At 75.4% G+C, this 24,682-nt stretch carries 18 protein-coding genes; 15 read left to right on the forward strand and 3 right to left on the reverse strand.

Annotated features, from left to right (window positions below):
- Window positions 1-103 precede the first annotated feature (103 nt).
- The 6 genes from Q0848_RS00655 to Q0848_RS00680 all read left to right on the forward strand — a co-directional run bounded on the left by Q0848_RS00655 (window position 104) and on the right by Q0848_RS00680 (window position 10,236).
- Window positions 104-2,782 (forward strand): glycoside hydrolase family 78 protein, encoded by a 2,679-nt coding sequence (locus Q0848_RS00655; protein WP_299033344.1) that lies wholly within the window; start codon window positions 104-106, stop codon window positions 2,780-2,782.
- 308 nt (window positions 2,783-3,090) lie between these two features.
- Window positions 3,091-5,343 (forward strand): glycoside hydrolase family 3 protein, encoded by a 2,253-nt coding sequence (locus Q0848_RS00660; protein WP_299033347.1) that lies wholly within the window; start codon window positions 3,091-3,093, stop codon window positions 5,341-5,343.
- A 162-nt stretch (window positions 5,344-5,505) separates the two neighbouring features.
- Complete coding sequence (locus tag Q0848_RS00665) at window positions 5,506-6,552, forward strand: autoinducer 2 ABC transporter substrate-binding protein (RefSeq protein ID WP_299033350.1); 1,047 nt, start codon at window positions 5,506-5,508, stop codon at window positions 6,550-6,552.
- Window positions 6,553-6,572: 20 nt separating this feature from the next.
- Window positions 6,573-8,108 carry a sugar ABC transporter ATP-binding protein gene (locus tag Q0848_RS00670; RefSeq protein ID WP_299033353.1) on the forward strand — a complete coding sequence of 512 codons (1,536 nt, stop codon included), beginning with the start codon at window positions 6,573-6,575 and terminating at the stop codon, window positions 8,106-8,108.
- A complete protein-coding gene (locus Q0848_RS00675; RefSeq protein ID WP_299033356.1) occupies window positions 8,105-9,127 on the forward strand; it encodes an ABC transporter permease in 1,023 nt (340 codons plus the stop codon). The genes Q0848_RS00670 and Q0848_RS00675 overlap by 4 nt, the downstream gene beginning before the upstream one ends.
- The gene (locus Q0848_RS00680) at window positions 9,124-10,236 is read left to right on the forward strand and encodes an ABC transporter permease (RefSeq protein WP_299033359.1); all 1,113 of its coding nucleotides are present in this window, start codon (window positions 9,124-9,126) and stop codon (window positions 10,234-10,236) included. Before Q0848_RS00675 ends, Q0848_RS00680 begins: the two co-directional genes overlap by 4 nt.
- 34 nt (window positions 10,237-10,270) lie before the next feature.
- Here the strand turns inward: Q0848_RS00680 and Q0848_RS00685 are convergent, their stop codons facing one another.
- The gene (locus tag Q0848_RS00685; RefSeq protein ID WP_299033362.1) at window positions 10,271-10,981 is read right to left on the reverse strand and encodes a FadR/GntR family transcriptional regulator; all 711 of its coding nucleotides are present in this window, start codon (window positions 10,979-10,981) and stop codon (window positions 10,271-10,273) included.
- Window positions 10,982-11,110: 129 nt separating this feature from the next.
- Here Q0848_RS00685 and Q0848_RS00690 point away from each other — a divergent pair, with 129 nt between their 5' ends.
- Genes Q0848_RS00690 through Q0848_RS00705 form a run of 4 tightly spaced genes read left to right on the forward strand, consistent with a single transcriptional unit; the run spans window position 11,111 to window position 15,236 of the window.
- Window positions 11,111-11,968: a (Fe-S)-binding protein gene (locus Q0848_RS00690; protein WP_299033365.1), complete on the forward strand. Its 858-nt coding sequence runs from the start codon at window positions 11,111-11,113 to the stop codon at window positions 11,966-11,968.
- Window positions 11,965-13,458, forward strand: coding sequence for a LutB/LldF family L-lactate oxidation iron-sulfur protein (locus Q0848_RS00695; RefSeq protein ID WP_299033368.1), 1,494 nt, complete (start codon window positions 11,965-11,967; stop codon window positions 13,456-13,458). The genes Q0848_RS00690 and Q0848_RS00695 overlap by 4 nt, the downstream gene beginning before the upstream one ends.
- The gene (locus Q0848_RS00700) at window positions 13,455-14,108 is read left to right on the forward strand and encodes an LUD domain-containing protein (RefSeq protein ID WP_299033371.1); all 654 of its coding nucleotides are present in this window, start codon (window positions 13,455-13,457) and stop codon (window positions 14,106-14,108) included. The genes Q0848_RS00695 and Q0848_RS00700 overlap by 4 nt, the downstream gene beginning before the upstream one ends.
- A gap of 57 nt (window positions 14,109-14,165) precedes the next feature.
- Window positions 14,166-15,236 carry a LacI family DNA-binding transcriptional regulator gene (locus tag Q0848_RS00705; RefSeq protein WP_299033376.1) on the forward strand — a complete coding sequence of 357 codons (1,071 nt, stop codon included), beginning with the start codon at window positions 14,166-14,168 and terminating at the stop codon, window positions 15,234-15,236.
- 27 nt (window positions 15,237-15,263) lie between these two features.
- Here Q0848_RS00705 and Q0848_RS00710 read toward each other — a convergent pair whose 3' ends face one another.
- The gene (locus Q0848_RS00710) at window positions 15,264-16,001 is read right to left on the reverse strand and encodes a ThuA domain-containing protein (protein WP_299033379.1); all 738 of its coding nucleotides are present in this window, start codon (window positions 15,999-16,001) and stop codon (window positions 15,264-15,266) included.
- A 162-nt stretch (window positions 16,002-16,163) separates the two neighbouring features.
- Between Q0848_RS00710 and Q0848_RS00715 the strand changes: the two genes are divergently transcribed.
- From Q0848_RS00715 to typA, 3 genes are all read left to right on the forward strand, one after another.
- On the forward strand, window positions 16,164-16,400 hold the full coding sequence (locus Q0848_RS00715; RefSeq protein WP_366146361.1) for a helix-turn-helix transcriptional regulator: 237 nt from the start codon (window positions 16,164-16,166) through the stop codon (window positions 16,398-16,400).
- A gap of 182 nt (window positions 16,401-16,582) precedes the next feature.
- Window positions 16,583-19,378, forward strand: coding sequence for a family 78 glycoside hydrolase catalytic domain (locus tag Q0848_RS00720; RefSeq protein ID WP_299033385.1), 2,796 nt, complete (start codon window positions 16,583-16,585; stop codon window positions 19,376-19,378).
- 135 nt (window positions 19,379-19,513) lie between these two features.
- Complete coding sequence (gene typA / locus Q0848_RS00725) at window positions 19,514-21,436, forward strand: translational GTPase TypA (protein ID WP_299033388.1); 1,923 nt, start codon at window positions 19,514-19,516, stop codon at window positions 21,434-21,436.
- Window positions 21,437-21,817: 381 nt separating this feature from the next.
- Here the strand turns inward: typA and Q0848_RS00730 are convergent, their stop codons facing one another.
- Entirely contained in the window at window positions 21,818-22,828 is a 1,011-nt protein-coding gene (locus Q0848_RS00730) for an aldo/keto reductase family protein (protein WP_299033391.1), read from the reverse strand.
- Between the two features lie 71 nt (window positions 22,829-22,899).
- On the opposite strand from Q0848_RS00730, the gene mshB reads away from it, so the two are divergent.
- Both mshB and Q0848_RS00740 read left to right on the forward strand, forming a co-directional pair.
- Complete coding sequence (gene mshB, locus Q0848_RS00735; protein ID WP_299033394.1) at window positions 22,900-24,042, forward strand: N-acetyl-1-D-myo-inositol-2-amino-2-deoxy-alpha-D-glucopyranoside deacetylase; 1,143 nt, start codon at window positions 22,900-22,902, stop codon at window positions 24,040-24,042.
- Window positions 24,039-24,587, forward strand: coding sequence for a flavin reductase family protein (locus tag Q0848_RS00740; RefSeq protein ID WP_299034501.1), 549 nt, complete (start codon window positions 24,039-24,041; stop codon window positions 24,585-24,587). Before mshB ends, Q0848_RS00740 begins: the two co-directional genes overlap by 4 nt.
- Window positions 24,588-24,682 lie beyond the last annotated feature (95 nt).

Raw genomic sequence — 24,682 nt, forward strand, 5'->3', positions numbered from 1 at the left:
CGGGTGACGCCCCGCCACCGGTCCCGGTCCCGGTCCCGGTGACCGCGCACCACCACCAGACCCGCACCGGCCGTGCCCCACGGCACCCGAGAGGACACCCCTGTTGAGCACTGCACCTGAGACGCGGCCCGTCGCCGACGAGCCGTCCGTCGTCGTGACCGATCTCCGCGCTGAGCAGCTGGAGCCCGCGCTGGGCCTGGGGACGGCGACCCCGCGGTTGTCGTGGGTCGTGCGCCCGGCCGCGGACGCGGTGGTCGAGGAGGACTGGCGCCAGCGGGGGTACGAGGTCGAGGTCGTCCCCGCCGCCGGCGGGGACGCCTGGCGCAGCGGTGAGGTGGCGGGGGACCACGGTGTCCTGGTGCCCTGGCCCGGGGCGCCGCTGGCGTCGCGCACGGCGGTGCACGTGCGGGTGCGGGCCCTCGGGGAGGACGGCGTGGCGTCGGCGTGGAGCGGGCCGCTGCCGGTGGAGACCGGGCTGCTGGACCCGGCGGACTGGGTGGCCCGCCCCGTGTCGGCCGAGCTGGGGCAGGACCCCTCCGACGTCCAGCCGCCCGTCCTGCTCCGCCGGGTGCTGCAGCTCGACGCCCCGGTCGCCTCGGCGCGGCTGCACCTGTCGGCGCACGGGGTGACGGAGGTCGAGCTGAACGGGCGCCGGGTGGGGGACGAGGTCATGGCGCCGGGGTGGACGAGCTACGACCACCGGCTGCGGTACCGGACGCACGACGTGACGGCGCTGCTGTCCGAGGGCGAGAACGTCCTGGGGGCGTGGCTGGCCGACGGCTGGTACCGGGGGCGCCTGGGGTTCCACGGCGGTCACGTGAACCTGTGGGGCGAGCGCACGGCGCTGCTGGCCCAGCTCGACGTCGAGCTGGCCGACGGCCGTCGCGTCACCGTGGCCACGGCCGGGGACGGCTCGTGGCGTGCGGCGCCCTCGCCGATCGGATCCAGCGGTCTGTACGAGGGCGAGGTGCACGACGCCCGTCGCGAGCTCGAGGGGTGGTCGCGGCCGGGGTTCGACGACAGCGGCTGGGCCGGCGTCGTGGAGGTCGAGCGCGACCCGGCCACCCTGGTGGCCGCGCAGGGCCCGCCGGTGCGCTGCACGCAGGAGGTGCTGCCCGTGGCGGTGGCCACCGCGCCGTCGGGTGCGACGGTGCTGGACTTCGGCCAGAACCTCGTGGGCCGGCTGCGGATCCGCGTGCACGGGTCGGCCGGGGACCGGATCCGGCTGCGCCACGCAGAGGTCCTGCAGGACGGCGAGCTCTACCGCCGTCCGCTGCGCGGAGCGGCGCAGGAGGACGTCTACGTCTGCGCCGGCGGGGGCGAGGAGGTCTGGGAGCCGCGGTTCACGATGCACGGGTTCCGCTACGCCGAGGTCACCGGCTGGCCCGGCGCCCTGGCCGAGGGCGACGTCGTGGCGCGGGTCCACCACTCCGACATGCGGCGCACGGGGTGGTTCACGTGCTCGGACCCGCTGCTGGAGCGGCTGCACGAGAACGTCGTGTGGTCCATGCGCTCGAACTTCGTGGACGTGCCGACCGACTGCCCGCAGCGCGACGAGCGGCTGGGCTGGACGGGGGACATCCAGGTGTTCGCCCCGACGGCGTCCTTCCTCTACGACGTCAGCGGCTTCCTGGCCTCGTGGATGCAGGACGTCGCGGCCGAGCAGCACGCGGACGGGGTGGTGCCGTGGTACGTCCCGGAGATCCCCGGCGGGGAGTGGACGCCGGCGCAGGCCGGCGCGGTGTGGGGCGATGTCGCGGTGCTGACCCCGGAGGTGCTGCACGCGCGCTACGGCGACGTCGAGGTGCTGCGCCGCCAGTACGACAGCGCCCGGGCGTGGGTCGACCTCGTCGAGCGGCTCGCGGGGCCGGACCGGGTGTGGGTCTCGGACGGCCTGCAGCTGGGGGACTGGCTGGACCCAGCGGCCCCGCCGGAGGACCCGGCGGACGCCCGCACGGACAAGCACCTGGTGGCCACGGCGTACTTCGCCCGCTCCGCGGACGCACTGGCCGGGACGGCCCGGGTGCTGGGGGAGACCGGCGACGCCGAGCGCTACGAGCGCCTGGCCGGAGAGGTGCGGGAGGCCTTCGCGGGTCGTTACCGCGACGGGGACCGGCTGACCAGCGACGCGCAGACGGCCTACGCCCTCGCCGTGGTCTTCGACGTCCTCCCGCCGGACGCCCGGGCGGCGGCGGGACAGCGCCTGGCCGAGCTCGTCCGCGAGGCGGGCGGGCGGATCGCCACGGGCTTCGCCGGGACGCCGGCCGTGTGCGACGCCCTGTCGGCGACGGGGCACGTCGACGCCGCGTACGAGCTGCTCACGACCACCGACTGCCCGTCGTGGCTGTACACCGTCTCCCAGGGGGCGACGACCATCTGGGAGCGCTGGGACAGCCTGCTGCCCGACGGGACGGTCAACCCCGGCGAGATGACGTCGTTCAACCACTACGCCCTGGGCGCCGTGGCGGACTGGATGCACCGGGTCGTGGCCGGTCTGGCGCCGGGGGCGCCGGGCTGGGCGCGGCTGCACGTCGCCCCCCGACCCGGTGGGGGGCTCACCAGCGCTGCGGCGCGGCACGAGACCCCGCGGGGCACGGCGTCCGTCTCCTGGCGCCTGGCGGGCGGGCGCCTGCTCGTCGACGTCCAGGTGCCCCTCGGGGTGCGCGCCGAGGTGGACCTGCCCGGCGAGGACGTCGTCGAGGTCGGCGCCGGGATGCACCACTTCGACGTGGACGACCGGACGGCGTCTGCGGCGCGCGCGCAGGCCCCGACCACCGCCTGAGCGCTCCGACGGACACCTGGGCCGGGACCGGGGAGGCGCCTGCGCGTCTCCTGGTCTCGGCCCGAGGCGTCTCCCGGGCCTGGTGCTCGGGCGCGACCTCAGCCCCGTCGCGGCTGCGCGGACGTCCACCCGGTCCCCGCGGCCCGCGAGGGCGCTCTCCTGCTGCCTGCGAAGACCGCTCTGGACCGTTGACGTCTCTTGGCCGGGTTCACTACCGTTTGAAACGCCTCAACGGGTCCCGCGGCCGCCCGCCCTCACTGACGAGGGGCCTCGCAGCACCGGCCGCCGTGTCGAGGAGGACACCCGCCATGACCCCACCGACCCGACCCCCGCACGTCCGCCGAGCGGCGCCCCTCGCGGCGGCCGCCCTGGCGGTGTCGCTGCTGCCGGCGGCCGCGCAGGCCGCGCCGCCCGCCTCGAGAGATGCGGCGGACGTGCCCGTCGACTGCCCGTGGATGGAGACGAGCCTGTCGCCGGCCGAGCGCACCGAGCTGCTGCTCGACGCCTCGAGCCCCCGCCAGGTGATGCGCTGGCTCGTCGAGCAGCCGGCTGCCCAGCCCGAGCGGACGACCTTCCCCGGGGGCGTCGTCTACCCCGAGCAGGTCCCGTGCACTCCGGACATCACCTTCGCCAACGGCGGACCCGGGCTCAACGCGACGGGCGCCACCGCCTTCCCCGTGCCCATCGCCGAGGCGGCGGCCTTCGACGAGGAGCTGAGCCGGGCGAAGGGCGCGATGGTCGCCTCGGAGACCTTCCGCGCCGGGCGCAACGTCCTGCTCGGCCCGGGCATGGCCGGTGGCCGGACACCGCTGTCGGGCCGCACGTCCGAGTACTACGGCGAGGACCCGGTGCTGTCGGGCGCTCTCACGGGGGCGAGCGCGCGCGGCCTCGAGAGCCTGCCCGACATGCCCGTCGTCGCGAACCTCAAGCACTACGTCGCCAACGAGCAGGAGCTCGACCGCGACGCGAGCTCCAGCAACGTCGACGAGCGCACGCGGCGCCAGATCTACGACCTGCCCTTCGAGATCGCGGCCGCCGAGTCGGGAGCCGGGAGCATCATGTGCTCCTACAACCAGCTCAACGGGGTCTACGCCTGCGAGAACCCGGCGCTCGAGGACGTCGTCAAGGGCGACTGGGGCTACGAGGGCTTCGTCATGTCCGACTTCGGCGCGGTCCACTCGACGGCGGCGTCGCTGGACGCCGGCCTCGACATGGAGCTGAACCGGCCGATCTGGTACACGCCGGAGCGCCTCGAGGCCGCGCTCGCCGCGGGCGAGATCACCGACGACCAGATCCGTGCCGCCGCGACGCGCGTGGTGCGGACCTTCATCGACGTCGGGCTCTTCGACCACCCCGTCCCCGAGGTGCCGAGCACGGACCTCATCACCCCCGAGTCCCGGGCGCTCGCGCGGGAGATGGCGGAGAAGGGCTCGGTGCTGCTCGAGAACGACGGCGTCCTGCCGCTGGGGCGCGACGACCTCGACGTCGCCGTCATCGGGCCGTGGGCGTCCGAGGAGCCGACCGGAGGCACCAGCGCCACGACCGTCTGCTCCTCCTACCTGCCGTTCGGGCGCACCGGCCTGAGCGTCCCGTGCCCGGACCTCGTGTCGCCGCTCGAGGCCATCACCGAGCGGGTCGAGGCCGCGGGCGGCACCGTCGTCTTCGACGGCGGTGACGACCCGGCGCGCGCCGCGGCCGTCGCCGCCGACGCCGACGTCGCGCTCGTCTTCGGCTGGTACCAGATGGGCGAGACGGCCGACCGCGAGGACCTGCACCTGGAGGACGACGGCGACGCGCTCATCAGCGCCGTCGCGGCGTCCAACGACAGCACGGTCGCCGTGCTGGCCGCCGGCAGCGCCGTCGAGATGCCGTGGGTGGACGACGTCGCCGCGGTGCTGCACACCTGGTACCCCGGTCTGGAGATGGGCGGCGCCATCAGCGGCCTCCTGTGGGGCGACGTCTCGCCGTCGGGACGGCTGCCGATGACCTTCCCGCGCTCGCTGGAGGACACCCCGACGCAGGCGCCGGAGCAGTACCCGGGCGTCTTCGCCGACGGCTCGACGGAGCGCACGGACCCGGACGCCATCCGGCAGGTCGAGTACTCCGAGGGCCTGCAGGTCGGCTACCGGTGGTACCTGGCCCAGGGGATCGACCCGCTCTTCGAGTTCGGCCACGGCCTGACCTACACGACGTTCGACTACGACAGGCTGCGGGTCACCCCTCGCGTCTCGGACGGCACGGGGCGCGTCGACGTGTCCTTCTCGCTCACCAACAGCGGTGAGCGGGCCGGCACCGAGGTCGCGCAGGTGTACGCCGAGCTGCCCGACGCGGCGGGCGAGCCCTCGCGCCGCCTCATCGCCTGGGAGCGCGTCGAGCTGGAGGCGGGGGAGACCCGCCGGGTGCGCATCAGCATGGACGCCGAGGAGCTGGCCACGCGGCACCTCCTGCAGCACTGGGACACCGGTGTCGACGGGTGGGTGACCCCGTCCGGCCGGACGAGCGTCCAGGTGGGCCGTTCCTCGCAGGACCTGCCGCTGCGCGCGGAGGTGCGCCTGCGCTGACCTCCTGCCGGGCACGGGGTCCGCGCGACGTCGCGCGGACCCCGTGCCCGGCACCCGAGCCCGCGCGCGGCCGCCCGACCCTTGACGTCGCACTGTGCGCACCCCTTCCTTCCGCGTGCCGGTGAAACGATCCACGAGCACCTCACCCACGAAGGAGTGGCCATGACCACGACGCGCTACCTCACCCGCGCTGCGGTGCTCGCAGCGATCGCCCTGACCGCCTCGGCCTGCGGCCAGGGGTCCGGCGGATCGGCTCCCGCGGGCGGGGGCGGAGAGTCCGGCGGCAGCGGGGGCTCGGACTCCTACACGGTGGCCTTCGTGCCCAAGCTCCAGGGCGTGCCCTACTTCGAGGCCATGAACACCGGCGGCGAGGCGGCCTGCGAGGAGCTCGGCTGCGAGTGGCTGTACCAGGGCCCGGTGGAGGCCGACGCCGCGGCGCAGTCCGACATCGTCCGCTCCTTCATCCAGCAGGGCGTCGACGCCCTGGTCGTCGCCCCGAACGACCCCGACTCGATCGCCCCCCTGCTCCAGCAGGCCGCTGACGCCGGTATCGCCGTGGCGACGTCGGACACCGACGCGCCGGGCAGCGCCCGCGAGGTGTTCGTGAGCCAGGCGTCGACCCAGGGCATCGGCGAGGGCCTCACGGACGCGCTGCTCGAGGGCATGGGCGGCTCCGGGCAGTACGCCATCGTCTCCTGCGGCGAGACGGCCCAGAACCTCAACGCCTGGATCGAGGTCCAGCGGGAGTACACGGCGTCGGAGTACCCCGACGCCGAGATCGTGGACGTCGTCTACGCGGGGGAGGACCAGGCGCGCGCCACGCAGCTGGCCACCGACCTGCTCAACGCCAACCCCGAGCTCACCGGGCTCGTCGGGGAGTGCACGTCCTCGGCGCCGGGCGTGGCCCAGGCCGTCCGCGACGCCGGTCGCATCGGCGAGGTCTCCACGGTCGGCCTCGGCACCCCGCAGTCGATGCTGCCCTACCTCGAGGACGGCTCGTCGTCGGCGGCGATCCTCTGGGACGTCGAGGCGCTGGGGTACCTGACCGCCTACGCCGGCGTGCAGCTGGCCTCGGGCGAGGGCTTCGGGGACATCTCCGCCGTCACCGACCAGGTCCCCGACGCCACCTACGACAAGGCGGAGCAGACGCTCCTGCTCGGCCCGCCGCTGCGGATCACCGCCGACAACGCCGGCGACTACGACTACTGAGGGGCGGAGGGTCGAGCGCGGTGGAGCCGCGACCGCAGGGCGCCGAGGAGGCGCACCGGCTCGAGATGACCGGCATCGCCAAGAGCTACGGCGCGGTCCGGGCCATCCGGTCCGGCGAGCTGCGGGTGCGGCCGGGCACGGTCCACGCCCTCGTCGGCGAGAACGGGGCGGGCAAGTCGACGCTCATCAAGATCCTCGCCGGCGCCGAGCAGCCCGACAGCGGTGAGATCCGCATCGACGGCCGCCCGGTGGGGGTGGGCAGCACCGCGGCGGCCATCGACCTCGGCGTCGCGACCGTCTACCAGGAGCCGCAGCTGTTCCCGGACCTGACCGTCGCCGAGAACGTCTTCCTCGGCCGCGAGCTGCGCCGGCGCGGCCAGGTCGACTGGGTGGCGCAGAACGCCCGGGTCGTGGAGCTGCTGGAGCTCATCGGCCTGCCCGCCCGGTACGCGACGGCGCCGGTCCGGGACCTGTCCATCGCCGAGCAGCAGCAGGTGTCGATCGCCAAGGCCCTCGGCGGGGAGGCGCGCATCCTCATCCTCGACGAGCCCTCCGCCATCCTCACGGACTCCGAGATCGAGGTCCTCTTCGGGGTCGTGCGCCGCCTCGTGGCGACGGGCGTCTCGGTCGTCTACATCTCCCACCGCCTGGACGAGCTCTTCACGATCGCCTCGGAGGTGACGGTGATGCGGGACGGCGAGACCGTGGGCAGCTACGCCATCGAGGACCTCACCGTGCGCCGGCTCGTCGAGCTCATGGTCGGCGGGACGCCGGTGGAGGCCACCGGCCGGCGGGACGTCCCCGACGTCCCGCCCCTCCTGCGCCTCGAGGGCGTCTCGAGCGGCGACCGGCTCACCGAGCTGGACCTGGCCGTGCGCCCGGGCGAGGTGGTCACGCTGTACGGCCTGGTCGGCTGCGGCGCCGCGGACGCCGCGGAGGTCGTCTACGGCATCCGCCGGGCGAGCGCCGGACGGGTCCTCCTCGACGGCGCGCCCGTCGCGCCGCGGTCGCCGCGCCACGCCAGGGCGCTGGGCATCGGCCTGCTGCCCTCGGACCGCAAGCGCCAGGGGTCCTTCTCCTTCCAGTCCATCTCCTTCAACATCGCGGCCGGCAACCTGCCGCTGCTGTCCCGCGCGGGGGTCTGGGTGGACCGGCGCAGGGAGCGGCAGGTGGCGCGGGAGGCGATCGCGCGCTTCTCGGTCAAGACCCCGCACGAGCGCCAGCCCATCTCCTCGATGTCCGGCGGCAACGCCCAGAAGGTCGTCCTGGCGCGCCAGCTCGTCGAGCGCCCGCGGGTGCTGGTGCTGGCCGAGCCGACGCAGGGGGTCGACGTGGGCGCGAAGGAGGAGATCCACCGGATCGTCCGGGGCATCGCCGACGAGGGCTCGGCCGTGCTCGTCGTCACCACCGACCTCGGCGAGGCGATCCGCCTGTCCGACCGGCTCGTCGTCCTGCGCGCCGGGCGCGCGGTCGCCGAGTTCGCCCCCGGAGCCAGCCAGGCCGACGTCCTCGCGGCGGCGGCGGGCGACACCGCGGACCGGGCGGTGCCGGCGTGAGCGTCCCGAGCCCGGCGCGCAGCCGGGGCCGCGAGGGGGCCTCCGCCTCGAGCGGACGGGTGCTGCCCTTCCCGGTGACCGGTCAGGAGCTCGTGCTCCTGGGCGTCATCGCCGCGCTGTGGCTGGTGCTCGGCCTGGCGACCCCGGCCTTCCTCACCAGCGGGTCGCTCGTGCCGCTGCTCGTGTCGACGGCCCCGATCGCCCTCGTCGGCCTCGGCGTCACCGTGGTCATCATCTCCGGCGGCATCGACGTCTCCGTCGGGTCGATCGTCATGGTCTGCGCCGCGGTGACCGCCACGGCGATGACGGCGGGGGACGTGCCGCTGGTGCTCGCCCTCCTGCTGTCCGTGGCCGTCGGCGGGGCGCTCGGGCTGGTCAACGGGGTGCTCGTCGCCTACGGGCGCGTCCACGCCATCATCATCACGTTCGGGACGCTCAACATCTTCCGCTACGTCGGGCTGCAGGTCTTCGACGGCAGCACGGTGGACGGCATCCCGGCCACCCTGGCCGTCTTCGGCCGCGGCGAGGCGGGCCGCACCGCCGGGGTGCCGCACAGCTTCCTGCTCGTCGTGATCCTGGCGCTGGCCGCCTGGGTCGCCCTGCGGCACACGGCCGGCGGCCGGCACTACTACGCCATCGGCGGGGACGCCCACGCCGCGCGCCTGGCGGGCGTCGCCGTCCGTCCCCGGGTCCTGCTGGCGTACGTGCTGACGGGCCTGCTGACGGGTCTCGCCGCCTGCTTCGTGATCGCCCAGGGCACCTCGACGCTGGCCCCGAACGTCGGTCTGGGGCTCGAGCTGTCGGCCATCGCCGCCGTGGTCATCGGCGGCACCTCCATCACCGGCGGACGGGGCTCGGTGCTGGGCACCGTGCTGGGAGCCCTGCTCGTGCAGACCGTCGCCTCGGGGATCATCCAGCTCGGCTGGCCGTCGCAGCTGTCGAGCCTGTTCATCGGCGTCTTCATCATCGTCGCGGTCGGCGTGGACCTCCTGCGCCAGCGCGGGAGGAGCTCCTCGTGACCACGTCGGCACCGGACCGCAGCGCGCCGTCGGCGCCCACGGGAGCCTCCTCGCCCGAGCCCGGTCGGGGCCGCGCGGGCGGCGCCTCCCGGGTGGGCTCGGCCGTGCTGCGCGCCGTCCTCACCCAGCGCGTCGTCCTGCTCGTGGTCCTCCTCGCCGTCGTCGTCGGGGTCTTCTGGAACCTGAGCGCCCGCAACTACCTCTCGGCCCCCTACGACGCCGGCTACATGGCCCTGGCCCTGATCAACCTGCCCCCGCTCGTGATGCTGGGGCTCGCCCAGCTCCTCGTGATCACCTCGGGGCGCGGGGGGATCGACCTGTCCGTGGGCGCGATCGTGTCGCTGACGGGCATGGTCTTCGGGCTCGCGCACGGGCGGTGGGGATGGTCGCTCGTGGCGGCGATCGCGCTCGCCGTCGTCTTCGGGGCGCTGTGCGGGGCCTTCAACGGCGCCCTCGTCGCCTACCTCGGCTTCCCCCCGCTGATCACGACGCTCGCGACGTACTACGCGTTCTCGTCGCTGGCCGTCGTGGTGACGGCGCAGCAGCCGATCAGCACCCCGCCGGTCCAGGAGCTCTACTTCCTGGCGCGCGCCGTCCCGGTCGTCGGCGAGGTCGCCCTGCCGCTGAGCATCCTCGTCTTCCTCGTCCCGACGGTGCTCGTCGTGTGGCTGGTGACGGCGCGGACGGCGCTCGGCCGACGGCTCTACGCGATCGGGACGAACGACGTCGCCGCCGAGTGGTCGGGCATCGACGTGCGGCGCACGCGCTTCCTCGCCTTCACCGGTGCCGGCCTGATCTCGGGCCTCGTCGCCGTGGTGGTCACCGCGCAGTTCGCCTCGGCGCGCCCCGACGCGGGGACGGCGGGCAACGGACTGGCCCTGCCGGCGATCACCATCGCCGTCCTCGGCGGTGTGGCCATCACGGGTGGCGTCGGTCGCGTCTCGGGCGTCGTCCTCGCCGCCCTGCTCGTCGTGTGGCTGAACGCGGGCATCCTCCTGGCCGTCCCGGGCAACGCGGGCAGCCAGCTGCAGCTGCTCGCCCTGGGCGTCGTGCTCGTGGCCGCCGCCCTGCTCAACGGGCTCTCCCTGCGGCGCTACGGCGGGGCCTGACCGCGCGCCCCGGTGCCGCGCGGGTGACCGGTGCTCAGCCGAGCCCGGCCTCGGCGGAGAAGCCCTCGATGTGAGCCCGCACCGCGGCCGCCGCCTCGTCGGGGGAGCCCGCGCGCACGAGGTCGAGCACCGAGCGGTGCTCGAGGCGCAGCCGGGCCACGGTGGTCGGCCAGCTCGGCAGCGCGGGCACCGCGGCCATCACGTAGCCGTGGATCGCCTCGCGCAGGGAGGCCATCACGGCCTCGACGACGGCGTTGCCCGCGGCCGCCGCCAGGGCGACGTGGAACTCGGCGTCGAGGAGGTGGTAGCGGGCGGCGTCGTCCGGCGCCTCCTCGGCGGCGGCGTCCATGGCCCCCAGCAGGCGGTCGGCGTCCGCGAGGTCGGGGCCGGCGCCCGCCCGGGCCCGGCGCGCGGCCTCGGCGACCGCCCAGGTCTCGAGCAGCACGCGGGTGGCGACGACGTCGGCGATGGGCAGGCGGGAGGTGGCGGCGTGCAGCCGCAGCGCCGCGCCCAGGGGAGCGGCCGGCTCGCCCACGACGACGGCGCCCGCCTCGGGGCCCGACCCGGCGGCGGTGCGGACGACGCCCATCGCCTCCAGCACGCGCACGGCCTCGCGCACCGAGGAGCGGCTGACCCCGAGCTGCTCGGCCAGCGCGCGCTCGGCCGGCAGCCGGCCGCCGAGCGCGACCCGGCCCGCGACCAGCTCGCCCTCGAGGTGGGCCAGGACCAGCTCGTGGGCGCGCACAGCGGGCAGCGTAGGCGCGCCGGCCCGTTGTCCGCGGCGACCGCATGACCTACCGTCACGTGTGGTCGGACCACAGGCGGTCCGCGCCGACGACGAGGCGCCCACGACGAGGTGCCGGAGGAGGTCCGCGTGCGGATCGCGGTGATGGCCACGTGCCTGGGGGACGCCGTCGCGCCCCAGGCCGTGCGGGCCACGGTGGAGCTGCTCGAGAGGCTGGGGCACGACGTCGTCTTCCCGCCGGGGCAGACGTGCTGCGGGCAGATGCACGTGAACACCGGCTACCTGCGCGAGGCGCTGCCGGTGGTGCGGCACTCCACCGAGGTCTTCGGCCCCGTCGCCGACGGGGAGTGGGACGCCGTGGTGGCGCCGTCGGGCAGCTGCACCGGCTGCGTGCGCCACCAGCACGCCATGGTGGCGCGCCGCGGGGGCGACGAGACCCTGGCCGTCCGCGCCGAGGCGGTGGCCGCGCGCACCTACGAGCTCTCCGAGCTGCTCGTGGACGTCCTCGGCGTCACCGACGTCGGCGCCTACTACCCCCACCGCGTGACGTACCACCCCACGTGCCACTCGCTGCGGATGCTGCGCGTGGGGGAGAAGCCCTTGCAGCTGCTGCGGGCCGTGCGGGGGCTCGAGCTGGTCGAGCTCCCCGACGCCGAGGTCTGCTGCGGCTTCGGGGGGACCTTCGCGATCAAGAACGCCGACACCTCGACGGCGATGCTCGCCGACAAGATGACCGCGGTGCTCTCCACCGGGGCCGAGGTCTGCACCGCCGGTGACTCCTCGTGCCTGATGCACATCGGCGGCGGGCTCGGGCGCCTGCGCACGGGCGTGCGCACCGTGCACCTCGCCGAGATCCTCGCGAGCACCGAGGCGACGCAGACGCCGTCGGCGCGCTCGCTGGCCACCGGCGTCGCGGCGGAGCCCTCGCGCGCGGAGCGCGGCGACCCGCTGGAGAGCGCCGACCCGCGGCAGGAGGCCCCGCTGTGAGCACCACCGACCTGCCCCTGCCGACCGTGCGCCCCGCGCACGCCCCGCCCGGTGTGGGGAACCTGCGCGGCACCCGGTCCTTCCCCGCCGAGGCCCGGGAGTCGCTGCAGGACACCCAGCTCCGCCGCAACCTCGGCAAGGCGACGGGCGTCATCCGCGCCAAGCGGGCTGCCGTCGTCGACGAGGTGCCGGACTGGGAGGAGCTGCGCCTGGCGGGCTCGGCGATCAAGACCGACGTCATGGCCCGGCTGCCCGAGCTGCTCGAGCAGCTCGAGGCCTCCGTCACGGCGCGCGGCGGCGTCGTCCACTGGGCCCGTGACGCGGCCGAGGCCAACGTGATCGTGCTCGACCTCGTGCGCGCCACCGGCGCCGACGAGGTCGTCAAGGTCAAGTCGATGGCCACGCAGGAGACCGGGCTCAACGAGGCCCTCGAGGCCGGCGGCGTCGCGGCGTGGGAGACCGACCTCGCCGAGCTCATCGTCCAGCTGGGCGAGGACCGGCCCAGCCACATCCTCGTGCCGGCCATCCACCGCAACCGCAGCGAGATCCGCGAGATCTTCCTGCGCGAGATGCCGGGGGTGGACCCGGACCTCACCGACGAGCCGAGGCGCCTGGCCATGGCGGCCCGCGCGCACCTGCGGCGCAAGTTCCTGTCGGCGCAGGTCGCCGTCAGCGGGGCCAACTTCGCCGTGGCGGACTCCGGGACGCTCTCGGTGGTCGAGTCCGAGGGCAACGGCCGGATGTGCCTGACGCTGCCGAGGACGCTCATCACGCTCATGGGCGTGGAGAAGGTCGTGCCGACGTGGGCCGACCTCGAGGTCTTCCTCCAGCTGCTGCCGCGCAGCTCCACGGGGGAGCGGATGAACCCCTACACCTCGACCTGGACGGGCGTCACGCCCGGCGACGGGCCGCAGGAGTTCCACCTCGTGCTCCTGGACAACGGCCGCAGCGGCGTGCTCGCCGACGTCGACGGGCGCGCGGCGCTGAACTGCATCCGGTGCTCGGCCTGCCTCAACGTCTGCCCGGTCTACGAGCGGGCCGGGGGGCACGCCTACGGGTCGGTCTACCCCGGCCCGATCGGGGCCGTCCTGTCGCCGCTGCTCACGGGCATCACCGGCGAGGACGACCCGAACGCCTCGCTGCCGTACGCCTCCTCGCTGTGCGGTGCCTGCTTCGACGCCTGCCCCGTGCGCATCGACATCCCCAACCTGCTCGTGCAGCAGCGCGCGGCGTCGGTCGAGTCCCACCACCGGCCCACCGGCCAGGACGTCGCGATGCGCGCGGCGCGGGTCGCGATGACGTCACCGGGCCGCTTCCGCGCGGCGGAGAAGGGCCTGGGCCTGGGACGCGCGCTCGGCGGCCGCAGCGGCCGGATCACCGCGCTGCCGTGGCCCGCCTCGCGCTGGACGTCCAGCCGCGACGTGCCCGTGCCGCCGGCGGAGACCGCCCGGGACTGGTTCGCCCGCACCCGCCCCGGGCGGGAGCGGTGAGCGCCGGGGGAGGGGCGCGCGAGGAGGTCCTCGCCCGACTGCGCGCGGGCCGGGACGCCGGGGCGCCGAGGGTCGCACCCGGCCCCGTGCCGCGCGACTACGCGCGCCGGGGCGAGCACGAGCCCGGCAGCGCCGGGGCGCTCGCGCTGCTGGTCGAGCGGGTGGAGGACTACCGGGCCACCGTCACCCGGGTCGCTGGGGAGGGGGACGTGGCCGGCGCTGTCGCCCGGCTCCTCGTGCACGCCGCGTCGGTCGCCGTGCCGCCGGGGCTCGACCGCGCGTGGCTCGAGGGCACCTCCGCGGCCGTCGTCGTCGACGGCGAGCCGCAGGCGCTGACGGCCGCCGCCCTCGACCACGTCGACGCCGTCCTCACCGGTGCGGCCGTCGCCGTCGCCGAAACGGGAACCTTCGTCCTCGACGCCGCGGCGCCGGACCAGGGGCGCCGGATGCTGACGCTCGTCCCCGACCACCACGTCTGCGTGATCCGGGCGCGCGACGTCGTCGGCACCGTCCCGGAGGCGCTCGCCCGGCTCGACCCGGCCCACCCGCTGACCTTCGTGAGCGGACCGAGCGCGACGAGCGACATCGAGCTCGACCGCGTCGAGGGGGTTCACGGGCCCCGTCGCCTCGACGTGGTCCTGGTCGGCTGACGCGCAGGTCGAGGGAGCGGCAGGTCGAGTCCGTCTGCGGCACTAGCCTCGTGCGCCGTGGCCATCCCTGAGTCGAGATCCGTCGCCGTGCCGCCGCCGGCCGAGCGCCCGGCCCGTGGCCGCCGCTCGCGGGGTCCCAGCATCGCCGACGTCGCCCGCCTCGCCGGGGTGAGCGTGGGGACGGTCTCCCACGCCCTCAACAAGCCCGCCGTCGTCGCCCCGGCCACGCTCGCGCGCGTCGAGGGGGCGGTCGAGGAGCTGGGCTACGTGCGCAACCGCGCTGCCCGGGACCTCGTGGCCGGGGACTCCCGGACGGTCGGGATGGTGCTGGTGGCGCTGGACAACTCCTTCATCGTCGACATCGCCCGCGGCGCCGAAGAGGCCGTCCGCGCCCAGGGCCGCTCCCTGCTCCTGGCCAACGCCGACGTGGACCTCCCGACGCAGGACCACTACCTGTCCCTCTTCGACGAGTCCCGGGTCGCCGGCGTGCTGCTCGCTCCCCTGGACGCACCGCTCGACGGCGCCGTCCGGGTGCGGGGCCACGGACGCCCCGTCGTCCTCGTCAACTACGCGGCCGAGGGCTTCTGCGGCGTCCTCGTCGACGAGGAGCGCGGCGGCTACCTCGCGACCCAGCACCTGCTCGACCTCGGCCGCCGCCGGCTCGCGTTCGTCGGCGGACCGCTGACCCTCTCCGCCGTCGCCGGACGCCTCCGCGGCGCCCGGCGGGCCGCGCAGGAGGCGGGCGTGGAGGTCGAGCACCTGCCCACGCGGAGCCTGCAGCCGGGGGAGGGTCGCCGCGTCGCCGCCGAGGTGGCCGCGCGCCCCGGGGGCGAGCGCCCTGACGGCCTCGTCATCGCCGCCGACTCCCTCGCCGTGGCCTGCGTCCAGGCGCTGACGACGGTCCACGACGTCGCGGTGCCCGGGGACGTCGCCGTCACCGGCTACGACGACAACCACTTCGTCTCCGACGCGCCCGTCCCGCTCACGACGGTGCGCCAGCCCGGCCAGGAGATGGGCCGCCGGGCCGCGGAGCTGCTCGCGCGCGAGGTGGAGGAGGGCGACGAGCACGTCCACACGACCGTCGTCGTCGTCCCCGAGCTGCTCGTGCGGGCCAGCAGCTCCGGCTGACGGCGCCGCCGGGGCGCACCGGGCGGCTCAGGACCTCCGCGGCGAGGCTCCTGGGACGAGCCAGCCGGCGAGCCGCTCGAGCAGCGCCCGGTGGCCGGGGCTGTCGAAGGAGCGCTCGTCGTGCCCGAGGGCGTCGTAGGCGGTGCGGACGCCCCGCGCGTCCTCCCGGACCCACGCGAGCGGTTGCGCGCGGCCCTCGTGCTCGGCGTCGGCGAGCACCACCACGTCGCCGGAGACCCGCAGGTCGCAGTAGACCTCGTCGACCAGCTCGACGACGTCCGGCAGCGCAGTCGTGCCGGGCGCCGACAGCAGCGGGTGCGCGCCGGTGCGCACCCGCACCTGCGCCGGCCCGATCGGCGGGTGCCACGTGAGGTCGCGGACCCACCGGCCGCCCAGGCGCTCCTCCCACTCGGGCACCTCGACGAAGGAGGTGGCGGCCACGTGCACGCCGAGCAGGGCGCGGTCCCCGGCGAGGAAGGCGCGCAGGCCGTCAAGCGCCGGGCCGGGGGCCGGCGACGGGGCGCCGTCGCGGGGCAGGCCGACGTCCAGGACGAGGACGTCCGGCCAGGCGCCCGGGTCGACCAGGGCGGCCAGCGCGTCCTCGACGCCGTCGTCCGTCCCGGGGGTCACCTCCACCTCCAGCCCGGCGCCGCGCAGGACGTCGGCCGCGCGCGCCGCCGTCACGGCGAAGGGGTGCCACGGGTCGGCGTACCGGCCGGCGCCGGCGACGACGAGCGCACTGGGGCGTGGGGGGTGCTTCGGCACGGTCGACCTCCGGTCGGCGGGCGCGGGCCAGGAGTCGGGCCGCAGACGGGGCCGGGTGCGCGTGGTGCCAGGCCTACCACGGCCGGTGCGCGTCCGTGGTCGCACCGCGTGGACTCGGGCATGCTGAAACCATTCACGTGGACGGGCGGGGTGGTGGCGGCCATGGGTGGGCGCAGGGGGTGCGAGGGCTGCGACGAGCCCCGTCGGAGCGGGGTGGACCCGGAGGACGTCGAGCTGCTGCGGCTCCTGGCCTCCGGGCTGCCGCTGACCGCCGTGGCGCGTCGGGTCTGCCTGTCCGAGAGGACCGTCCGCCGTCGCGTGCGCGGGGTCTGCGACCAGGTGGGAGTGGCCACGTCGATCGAGGCCGTGGTCTGGGCGGCTCACCGCGGCCTGCTGTGAGGGAGCGCGGTGGTCCTCGCCCCGGTCGACCAGCGGGCACCGCCACGGCGCGGCCTGAGGGGAGATGTCCGGTTCCGGCCAGGTCGAGGTCTGGTCGGCGACACGCTGGCTCCCTAGCGTCCTCCTCGCAGACGCCGAGCCCGACGACGGGCTCCGACGCCCCTCGACGGACGGAGCTGTCCATGTCACGCCGCACCTGCCCACCACCTCATCGCCGCAGCGGCTCCCGCGCGGCGGCCGCGTGCCTGGCGGTCGGCGTGGTGGTCTCCCTCGTGACGCCGGCGTCGGCGGACGCACCCGGGCGGGCCGGGCTGAACCGAGCGCCCGAGCCGCCGCGCCACCTCACCGTGGGCGACCGCGAGGAGGCGGCCAACGTCGAGGGCGTCCCGCAGCTGGGCTGGTGGCCGGAGGACCCCGACCACGACGAGGTGCAGACCGCCTACCAGGTCGAGGTGGTCGACGCCTCGGGCGGCGTCCTCTGGGACAGCGGGAGGGTCCCCGGGGCCCAGCAGTCCTACGTCGACTACGGCGGGCCCGCGCTGGCGCCGGGCGCCGACCACTCGTGGCGCGTGCGGACCTGGGACCGAGGAGGGCTCGCCTCGCCGTGGTCGCCGTGGTCGCACTTCAGCACCGGCCTCTCGGACGGCGACTGGGAGGGGGCGTCGTGGATCCAGCGACCGCAGACGCGGCCCGGCGACGAGTGGACGCTGGCGCGGCGCGAGGTGGACGTCGACGGCGACGACGTCGTGCGAGCCACCGCCTACGTGGCCGGGAGCCACACCTACGAGCTGCGGGTGGACGGCGTGCGCGCCGACCGCGGCCAGTCCTTCGCCTACCCGGGTGAGGGCTACTACAAGGCGACGGACATCACGGGTCTCGTGGCGGGCAAGCAGCGCGTGGCGCTCGGCGCGGTCCTGCACTGGTACGGCAGCGGTCAGGGCCGTCCGGCGGGCGTCCCCGGTCTGCTCGTCAAGGTCGTCGTGGAGCACGCGGACGGCTCGCGGCAGGTCGTGGTCAGCGACGGCTCGTGGACCACGAGCCCGGGTCCCTACGTCGCGTCGCCCCGGCGCAACGGCGAGGGGGACAGGGTCGAGCACCTCGACGCGCGGCTCGTGCAGCCCGGCTGGGACGCCGTCGGCTTCGACGACTCGGAGTGGTCCGGCGCGGCCGAGCTCGGCGAGCACCCGGTGGCGCCGTTCACCGCGCTGCAGGCCCAGCACACGCGGATGGAGGAGACGACGGCCCGCCCCGTGGCCCTGCTCCGCGCCGACGACGGCACGGTCGTCGCCGACTTCGGCCGGGTCGTGCCGGCGCGCCCCCGGGTCCGGTTCGACGAGGGCGTCACCGGGCGCGTCGTCGAGATGCGCGCGGGCTACGAGCTGCGCGAGGACGGGCGCGTCGACGACTCCACGCTCGCCTCCCAGGGCACCGACATGTCCTTCCCCTACACGCAGGTGGACGGCCCCCAGGAGTTCGCGGCCTTCACGCACCTGGCCTTCCGCTACCTGGAGATCCCCGGCGCGGACGAGGACGTCGCGCTGGAGGACGTCTCGGCGGTGGTCGTCCACCGCCAGGTGCCCGCCGGGCGCGCGGCGGAGCTCTCCAGCTCGGACCCGGTCCTGGACGACGTCTGGGACCTCATGCAGCGCTCGGCGCTGTACTCGGTCCAGGAGGCCTTCGTCGACACGCCGACCCGGGAGAAGGGGCAGTTCCTCGGGGACGCGGCCGACATCTCCTACGCCACCATGGCCGGCTTCGGCGAACGGGACGTCACCCGGCAGGCCCTCCTCGAGTTCCTGACCTCGTCGGACCGCTTCTGGTCCGAGGAGGGCGACCGGGGGCGCTACAACGCCGTCTACCCCAACGGCGACGGCAAGCGCGACATCCCGGACTACTCGCTGATGATGGTCGACTGGGTCTGGCGCTACTACGAGGAGACGGGCGACCGGGACCTGCTGGAGACCGCCTACCCGTACATGCTCCAGACCGCTGACTACGTCCGGCGGGCCATCCCGGCCGAGGGGCCGACGGCCGGGCTCGTCACCGAGCTGCCGGGCGGGAGCGGTCCGTACCTCCACGGGATCGTGGACTGGCCGGAGCCCGGGCGCTTCGGCTACGACATGAGCACCGTCGCCCGCACGACCATCAACGCGCAGTCCGTGGCCGTGCTCGAGGACGTCGCCCGCATGGCGGAGGAGCTGGGCGAGGACGACGCCGGCCTGCGGGAGGACTCCCGGGCGCTGGCGGACCGGATGAACGCGACCCTGCGCACGGCCGACGGCCTGTACGTCGACGGCCTGCGGGAGTCGGGGGAGCAGAGCGACCACGCCGGTCAGCACGCGACCTCCTACGCCATCGCCTACGGGGTCGCGCCGGAGGAGGACTGGCCGCTGCTCGCCGAGCACCTGGACGGCCTCGGCATGGCGCAGGGGCCGATGACCGTCCACCGCCTCCTCGAGGCCCTCGGCGAGTCGGGTCGTCCCGACGCGGTCCTCGAGCGCCTGACGGACCCCGACGACCTGGGGTGGGCCGACATCCTGCGCCGCGGCGGCACCTTCACCTGGGAGGCCTGGACGCTGGACCCCGGCACGAACTTCAGCCAGTCCCACGGCTGGAGCTCGCAGGCGCTCGTGGACGTCCAGGAGTACCTCCTGGGCGTGGAGACGACGAGCCCCGGGGCGCAGACCATCACGGTGGCCCCGCCCGAGGACGTGCTGGAGCGGGTCGCCGGGACGGTGCCCACCCAGAGGGGCCCCGTGTCGGTGGAGTGGCGGCGCACGGGGCCGGCCGACACGGTCGTGCTCGTCCTCGACGTCCCGGTCGGCACCACGGCCCGGGTGGAGCTGCCCGTCGCCGACGGCGTCACGTACGAGGCGCGGGGGCGCGGCGACGCGCGCTCCCTGGGCTCCGCCGGCGGGCGCGCGGTCTTCGAGGTGGGCTCCGGGCTCACGCGCTTCGTCCCGCGGGCGGGTCGCTGAGAGGACCGGTCGGCCGCCTCCCCCGCCCCGCGCGCCACGGGGCGGGGGAGGCTCCGGTGCGCGAGGGGGCGGGACCCGGGAGGACGCCGCCTAGACTGCAGCGACCCCGACCTCCAGCGAGACGAGCGCACACCCATGCCCGCACCCGACACCGCGACCGCCACGGCGACGCGCGCCGACATCCGCAACCTCGCGATCGTCGCGCACGTCGACCACGGCAAGACGACCCTGGTCGACGCCATGCTGCAGCAGGCGGGCGCCTTCACCGCGCACCAGACCGCGGAGGGCCTCGCCGAGCGCGTCATGGACTCCGGTGACCTGGAGCGCGAGAAGGGCATCACGATCCTCGCGAAGAACACCGGCGTGCACTACCGCGGTCCCTCGGTGCCCGAGGGCGTCGCGCCCGAGGACGGCGTGACGATCAACATCATCGACACCCCCGGCCACGCCGACTTCGGCGGCGAGGTGGAGCGCGGCCTGTCGATGGTCGACGCCATCGCGCTGCTCGTGGACGCCTCCGAGGGTCCCCTCCCGCAGACCCGCTTCGTGCTCCGCAAGGCGCTCGCGGCCCGCCTGCCGGTGATCCTCGTCGTCAACAAGGTGGACCGCCCGGACGCGCGCATCCAGGAGGTCGTCAACGAGACGTACGACCTCTTCCTCGACCTGGCCTCGGACCTGCCCGGCGCCGAGGAGATGCTCGAGTTCCCCGTCGTCTACGCCTCGGCCCGCGCCGGCCGCGCGTCGCTCGAGCGCCCGGAGAACGGCGGGATGCCGGACTCGGACAGCCTCGAGCCGCTCTTCCGCACGATCATGGAGCACGTCCCGGCGCCGTCCTTCACGCCGGGCGCCCCGCTGCAGGCGCACGTGACGAACCTCGACGCCTCGCCGTTCCTCGGCCGCATCGCCCTCTGCCGCGTCCACGAGGGCACGATCCGCAAGAACCAGCAGGTCACCTGGTGCCGCGCCGACGGCACCCAGCAGCGAGTCAAGATCACCGAGCTGCTCATGACCGAGGCGCTCACGCGCGTGCCGGCCGAGGAGGCCGGCCCGGGCGACATCATCGCCGTCGCCGGCATCCCCGAGATCACCATCGGCGAGACCCTGGCCGACCCCGAGGACCCGCGCCCCCTGCCGCTCATCACGGTGGACGAGCCGGCCATCTCGATGACCATCGGCACGAACAACTCCCCGCTGGCCGGCAAGGTCAAGGGCAGCAAGGTCACCGCGCGCCTGGTCAAGGACCGCCTCGACCGCGAGCTCGTCGGCAACGTGTCCATGCGGGTCCTGCCCACCGAGCGTCCCGACACCTGGGAGGTCCAGGGCCGCGGCGAGCTCGCCCTGGCCATCCTCGTCGAGCAGATGCGGCGCGAGAACTTCGAGCTGACCGTCGGCAAGCCCCAGGTGGTCACGCGCGAGATCGACGGCAAGCTCCACGAGCCCGTCGAGCGCCTGACCGTCGACGCCCCGGAGGAGTACCTCGGCGCCATCACCCAGCTGCTGGCCGTCCGCAAGGGCCGCATGGAGCAGATGAGCAACCACGGCACCGGCTGGGTCCGCATGGAGTTCCTCGTCCCGAGCCGCGGCCTCATCGGCTTCCGGACCGAGTTCCTCACCGAGACCCGCGGCACGGGCATCGCCCACCAGGTCTTCGAGAAGTACGAGCCCTGGGTCGGCGAGCTCCGCACCCGCCCGTCGGGCTCGATGGTCTCCGACCGCTCCGGCGTCGCGACCACCTACGCCATGACGAGCCTCCAGGAGCGCGGCACGCTCTTCGTCGACCCCACCACGGAGGTCTACGAGGGGATGGTCATCGGCGAGAACAGCCGCGCCGACGACATGGACGTGAACATCACCAAGGAGAAGAAGATGACCAACGTCCGCTCCAACGCGGACGAGCTGGAGCGGCTGGTTCCCGCGCGGCGCCTGTCCCTCGAGCAGAGCCTGGAGTTCTGCCGCGAGGACGAGTGCGTCGAGGTCGTCGCCAACGCCGTGCGCATCCGCAAGGTCGTCCTCGACGCCAACGCCCGCAGCAAGACGGCCCGCGCCGCCAAGCGCTGACGAGCTCCCCCCGGGCTGTGCGCCCAGGTCGCGGTCTCCCGCGGCCTGGGCGCACAGCCGTCTCCGGCTGCGTCGCCCGTGCGACGTGGCCGTCGGCTCCCGCCCGAGGTGCGCCCGTGGCACGACGGCGCGGCCGGGCCTGCGGGGAGCACGTCAGGCAGGCGCTCCCGGACCCCAGCGGCCGGTGGGCCCGCTCGGACGGGTGACTGGTGCGCCGTCGCCAGTGCGACCCCGCAGGCGCGGGTGGGCCGGGACGCGACCACACGTCCGTGACGCAGCGGGCGAGCCGCACACGTCGTCCCGGGCGCCCGTGCCGCACCACGACGCACGAGGGGCGCACCAGCAGCTGCTGGTGCGCCCCTCGTGGCGTCCTGGGTGGGATCAGGCCTGGCGCTCCTTCGGGGAGCTCTCGAGCGTGCGCGCCGGGTCGGTGACGACGGCGTCGCCGAGGGCCTCGTCGATGCGCGCCATGGCGTCGGCGGGGATCTTCACGCCGGCGGCGGCGGCGTTGTCGTGGACCTGCTCGGGCTTGGAGGCGCCGATGATGGCGGTGGCCACGTTGTCGTTCTGCAGGACCCAGGCGACGGCGAGCTGCGCCATGGACAGGCCGAGGTCTGAGGCGACCGGCGTGAGCTCCTGCACGCGGGCGAGGACGTCGTCGGACATCCAGCGGGCGATCATGTCCTTGCCGCCCTTGTCGTCCGTGGCGCGCGAGCCCTCGGGGGCCTGCTGGCCGGGCAGGTACTTGCCCGTCAGCACGCCCTGGGCGATGGGCGACCACACCACCTGGGAGATGCCGAGCTCGCGGGAGGTCGGGACCACCTCGCCCTCGATGACGCGCCAGAGCGCGGAGTACTGCGGCTGGTTGGAGATCAGCTGGAAGCCCAGCTGGCGCGAGAGCTCGTGCCCGGCGCGCAGCTGGTCGGCGGTCCACTCGCTGACGCCGACGTAGAGGACCTTGCCCGACCGGACGAGGTCGGCGAAGGCCTGCATCGTCTCCTCGAGCGGGGTGGCGTAGTCGTAGCGGTGCGCCTGGTAGAGGTCGATGTGGTCGGTCTGCAGCCGGCGCAGGGAGGCCTCCGCGGACTCCATGACGTGCTTGCGCGACAGGCCCGTGTCGTTGGGCCCCTTCGGGCCGGTGGGGCCGTACACCTTGGTGAAGATCTCGAGCGACTCGCGCCGCTCGCCCTTGAGGGCCTCGCCGAGGACGGTCTCGGCGCGGGTGTTGGCGTAGACGTCGGCGGTGTCGAAGGTCGTGATGCCCGCGTCGAGCGCGGCGCGGACGCAGGCCGTGGCGGCCTCGTCCTCCACCTGCGAGCCGTGCGTGAGCCAGTTGCCGTAGGTGATCTCGGAGATCTTGAAGCCGGAGTCGCCCAGGTGTCGGTAGTCCATGAGCGCCACCCTGCTCCTGCACCGCGGAGAGCGCTCGCCGGACGCGCCGGGCCCGGGGCAGGATGGCGGGCGTGACGACGACGCCCGAGCACCCGGCCGAGCCCGACCCCGTGGCGCCCGGCGCCACCCCGACGGCCGACGGCGCCGAGCTGGCCGTGGGGCAGGACGTCGCGCAGGACGTGCTGCAGCAGGCGGCGGACGCCCTGGACGAGGCGGTCGAGCGCGAGCTCGAGCCCGGCGAGCTCGAGGCCATGGACGCCCTGGACACCCCGCACCGGCTGCTCCTGGTCCACGCCCACCCCGACGACGAGACCATCGCCACCGGCGCGACCATCGCCGCGGCGGCGGCGGCGACGGGCACGTCGGTGACGCTCGTGACCTGCACCCGCGGCGAGCGGGGGGAGGTGCTGCCGTCCGTCCTCGCCGAGCACCCGGAGGTGGACGCCGACGAGGAGGCGCTCGCGGAGCTGCGCGTGCAGGAGCTGGCCGCGGCGGCCGAGGCGCTGGGGCTGGAGGACCGGCGCCTCCTGGGCGCCGACGCCACGGGCCCGGACGGCGAGCCGGTCCGCTACCGCGACTCCGGGATGGCCTGGGCGCCCCTCCCGGACGGCGAGGCGGGCGGCGACGGCGCCAGCGCGCGGGCGGTGCCCGCCCCCGACGCGCCGGCGGGCGCGCTGTCGCTGGCCCCGCTCGAGGAGCTGGCCGGGCACCTGGCGCGGGTGCTGCGGGAGGTGCGGCCCCAGGTCGTCATCACCTACGAGCCCGGCGGCGGGTACGGGCACCCCGACCACGTGCGGGCGCACGAGCTCACCCTGCGCGCCGTGGAGATGGCCGAGGACCCGTCCGGGGCGGCCCCGTGGTCCGTCGCCCGGGTGCTCGGGCACGTGGCGGACGCCGAGCAGCTGCGGGCCGGCCTGCGGGAGCTGCGCGCGGCCGGCCTCGCGACGATCGACCCCGACGGCGCGCTGCCGAGCCTCGCGGTGGCCTCCGAGGAGGTGGACGTCGTCGTGGACGCCTCCGCCGAGCTGCCGGCCAAGGTGGCGGCCCTGCGCGCCCACGCGAGCCAGGTGGAGCTGGGCCGGGCCTCGCTGGCCATGACCAACGGGCTGCACCAGCCGCTGTCGGGGGTCGAGAGCTACCGGCTCCTGCGCGGCGAGCCGCTGCGCCCCGCGGGCGGGGAGCCCGCGACCGACCTGTTCGCGGGGCTGGCCTGAGCCCCGGGGCCGCGGGCCCGGCCGTCCCCGGCGGGGACCGCGAGCCCGGCACCGCGGCGGCGACCGTCGACGTCGACACCTACCGCCGCGCCGCCGGGCGGTTCGCCAGCGGGGTCTGCGTCGTCAGCACGCGCCAGGGCAGCCACGACCACGCCATCACCGTCAGCAGCTTCGCGTCGGTCTCGCTCGACCCGCTCCTCGTGCTCGTGTGCGTGCACGCCGACGCGCGCTTCTACGACGCGGTCGAGGAGACCCGCACCTGGGGGCTGAGCATCCTGTCCACGAGCGCGCGGCCCGCGGCGGCGTGGCTCGCGACGCCGGGCCGGCCCGTCGTCGACCAGCTCGCCCGCGTGCCCCACCGGCGCGGCCCGCGCACGGGCGCCGCGCTGCTCGAGGACTCCGTCGCGACGCTCGAGTGCGCCACGGAGGCCGAGCACCCCGCGGGCACCCACGTCGTCCTCGTCGGGCGCGTGCTCGACGTCGCGCTGGCCCCGGACGGCGTCCGCCCGCTGCTCCACCACCGCGGCGCCTACGCCGAGCTCTGACCGCCGGAGCGCGTCCCGCCGGGCGCACGTCCGGCGAGGCCCGACCCGCCCGGCGGCGGGTGCCGGGGGCACCGACCGCCCGGCGGCGGGTGCCG

This window comes from uncultured Pseudokineococcus sp. (assembly GCF_947495735.1).
In the GTDB taxonomy this organism is placed as follows: Bacteria; Actinomycetota; Actinomycetes; order Actinomycetales; family Quadrisphaeraceae; genus Pseudokineococcus.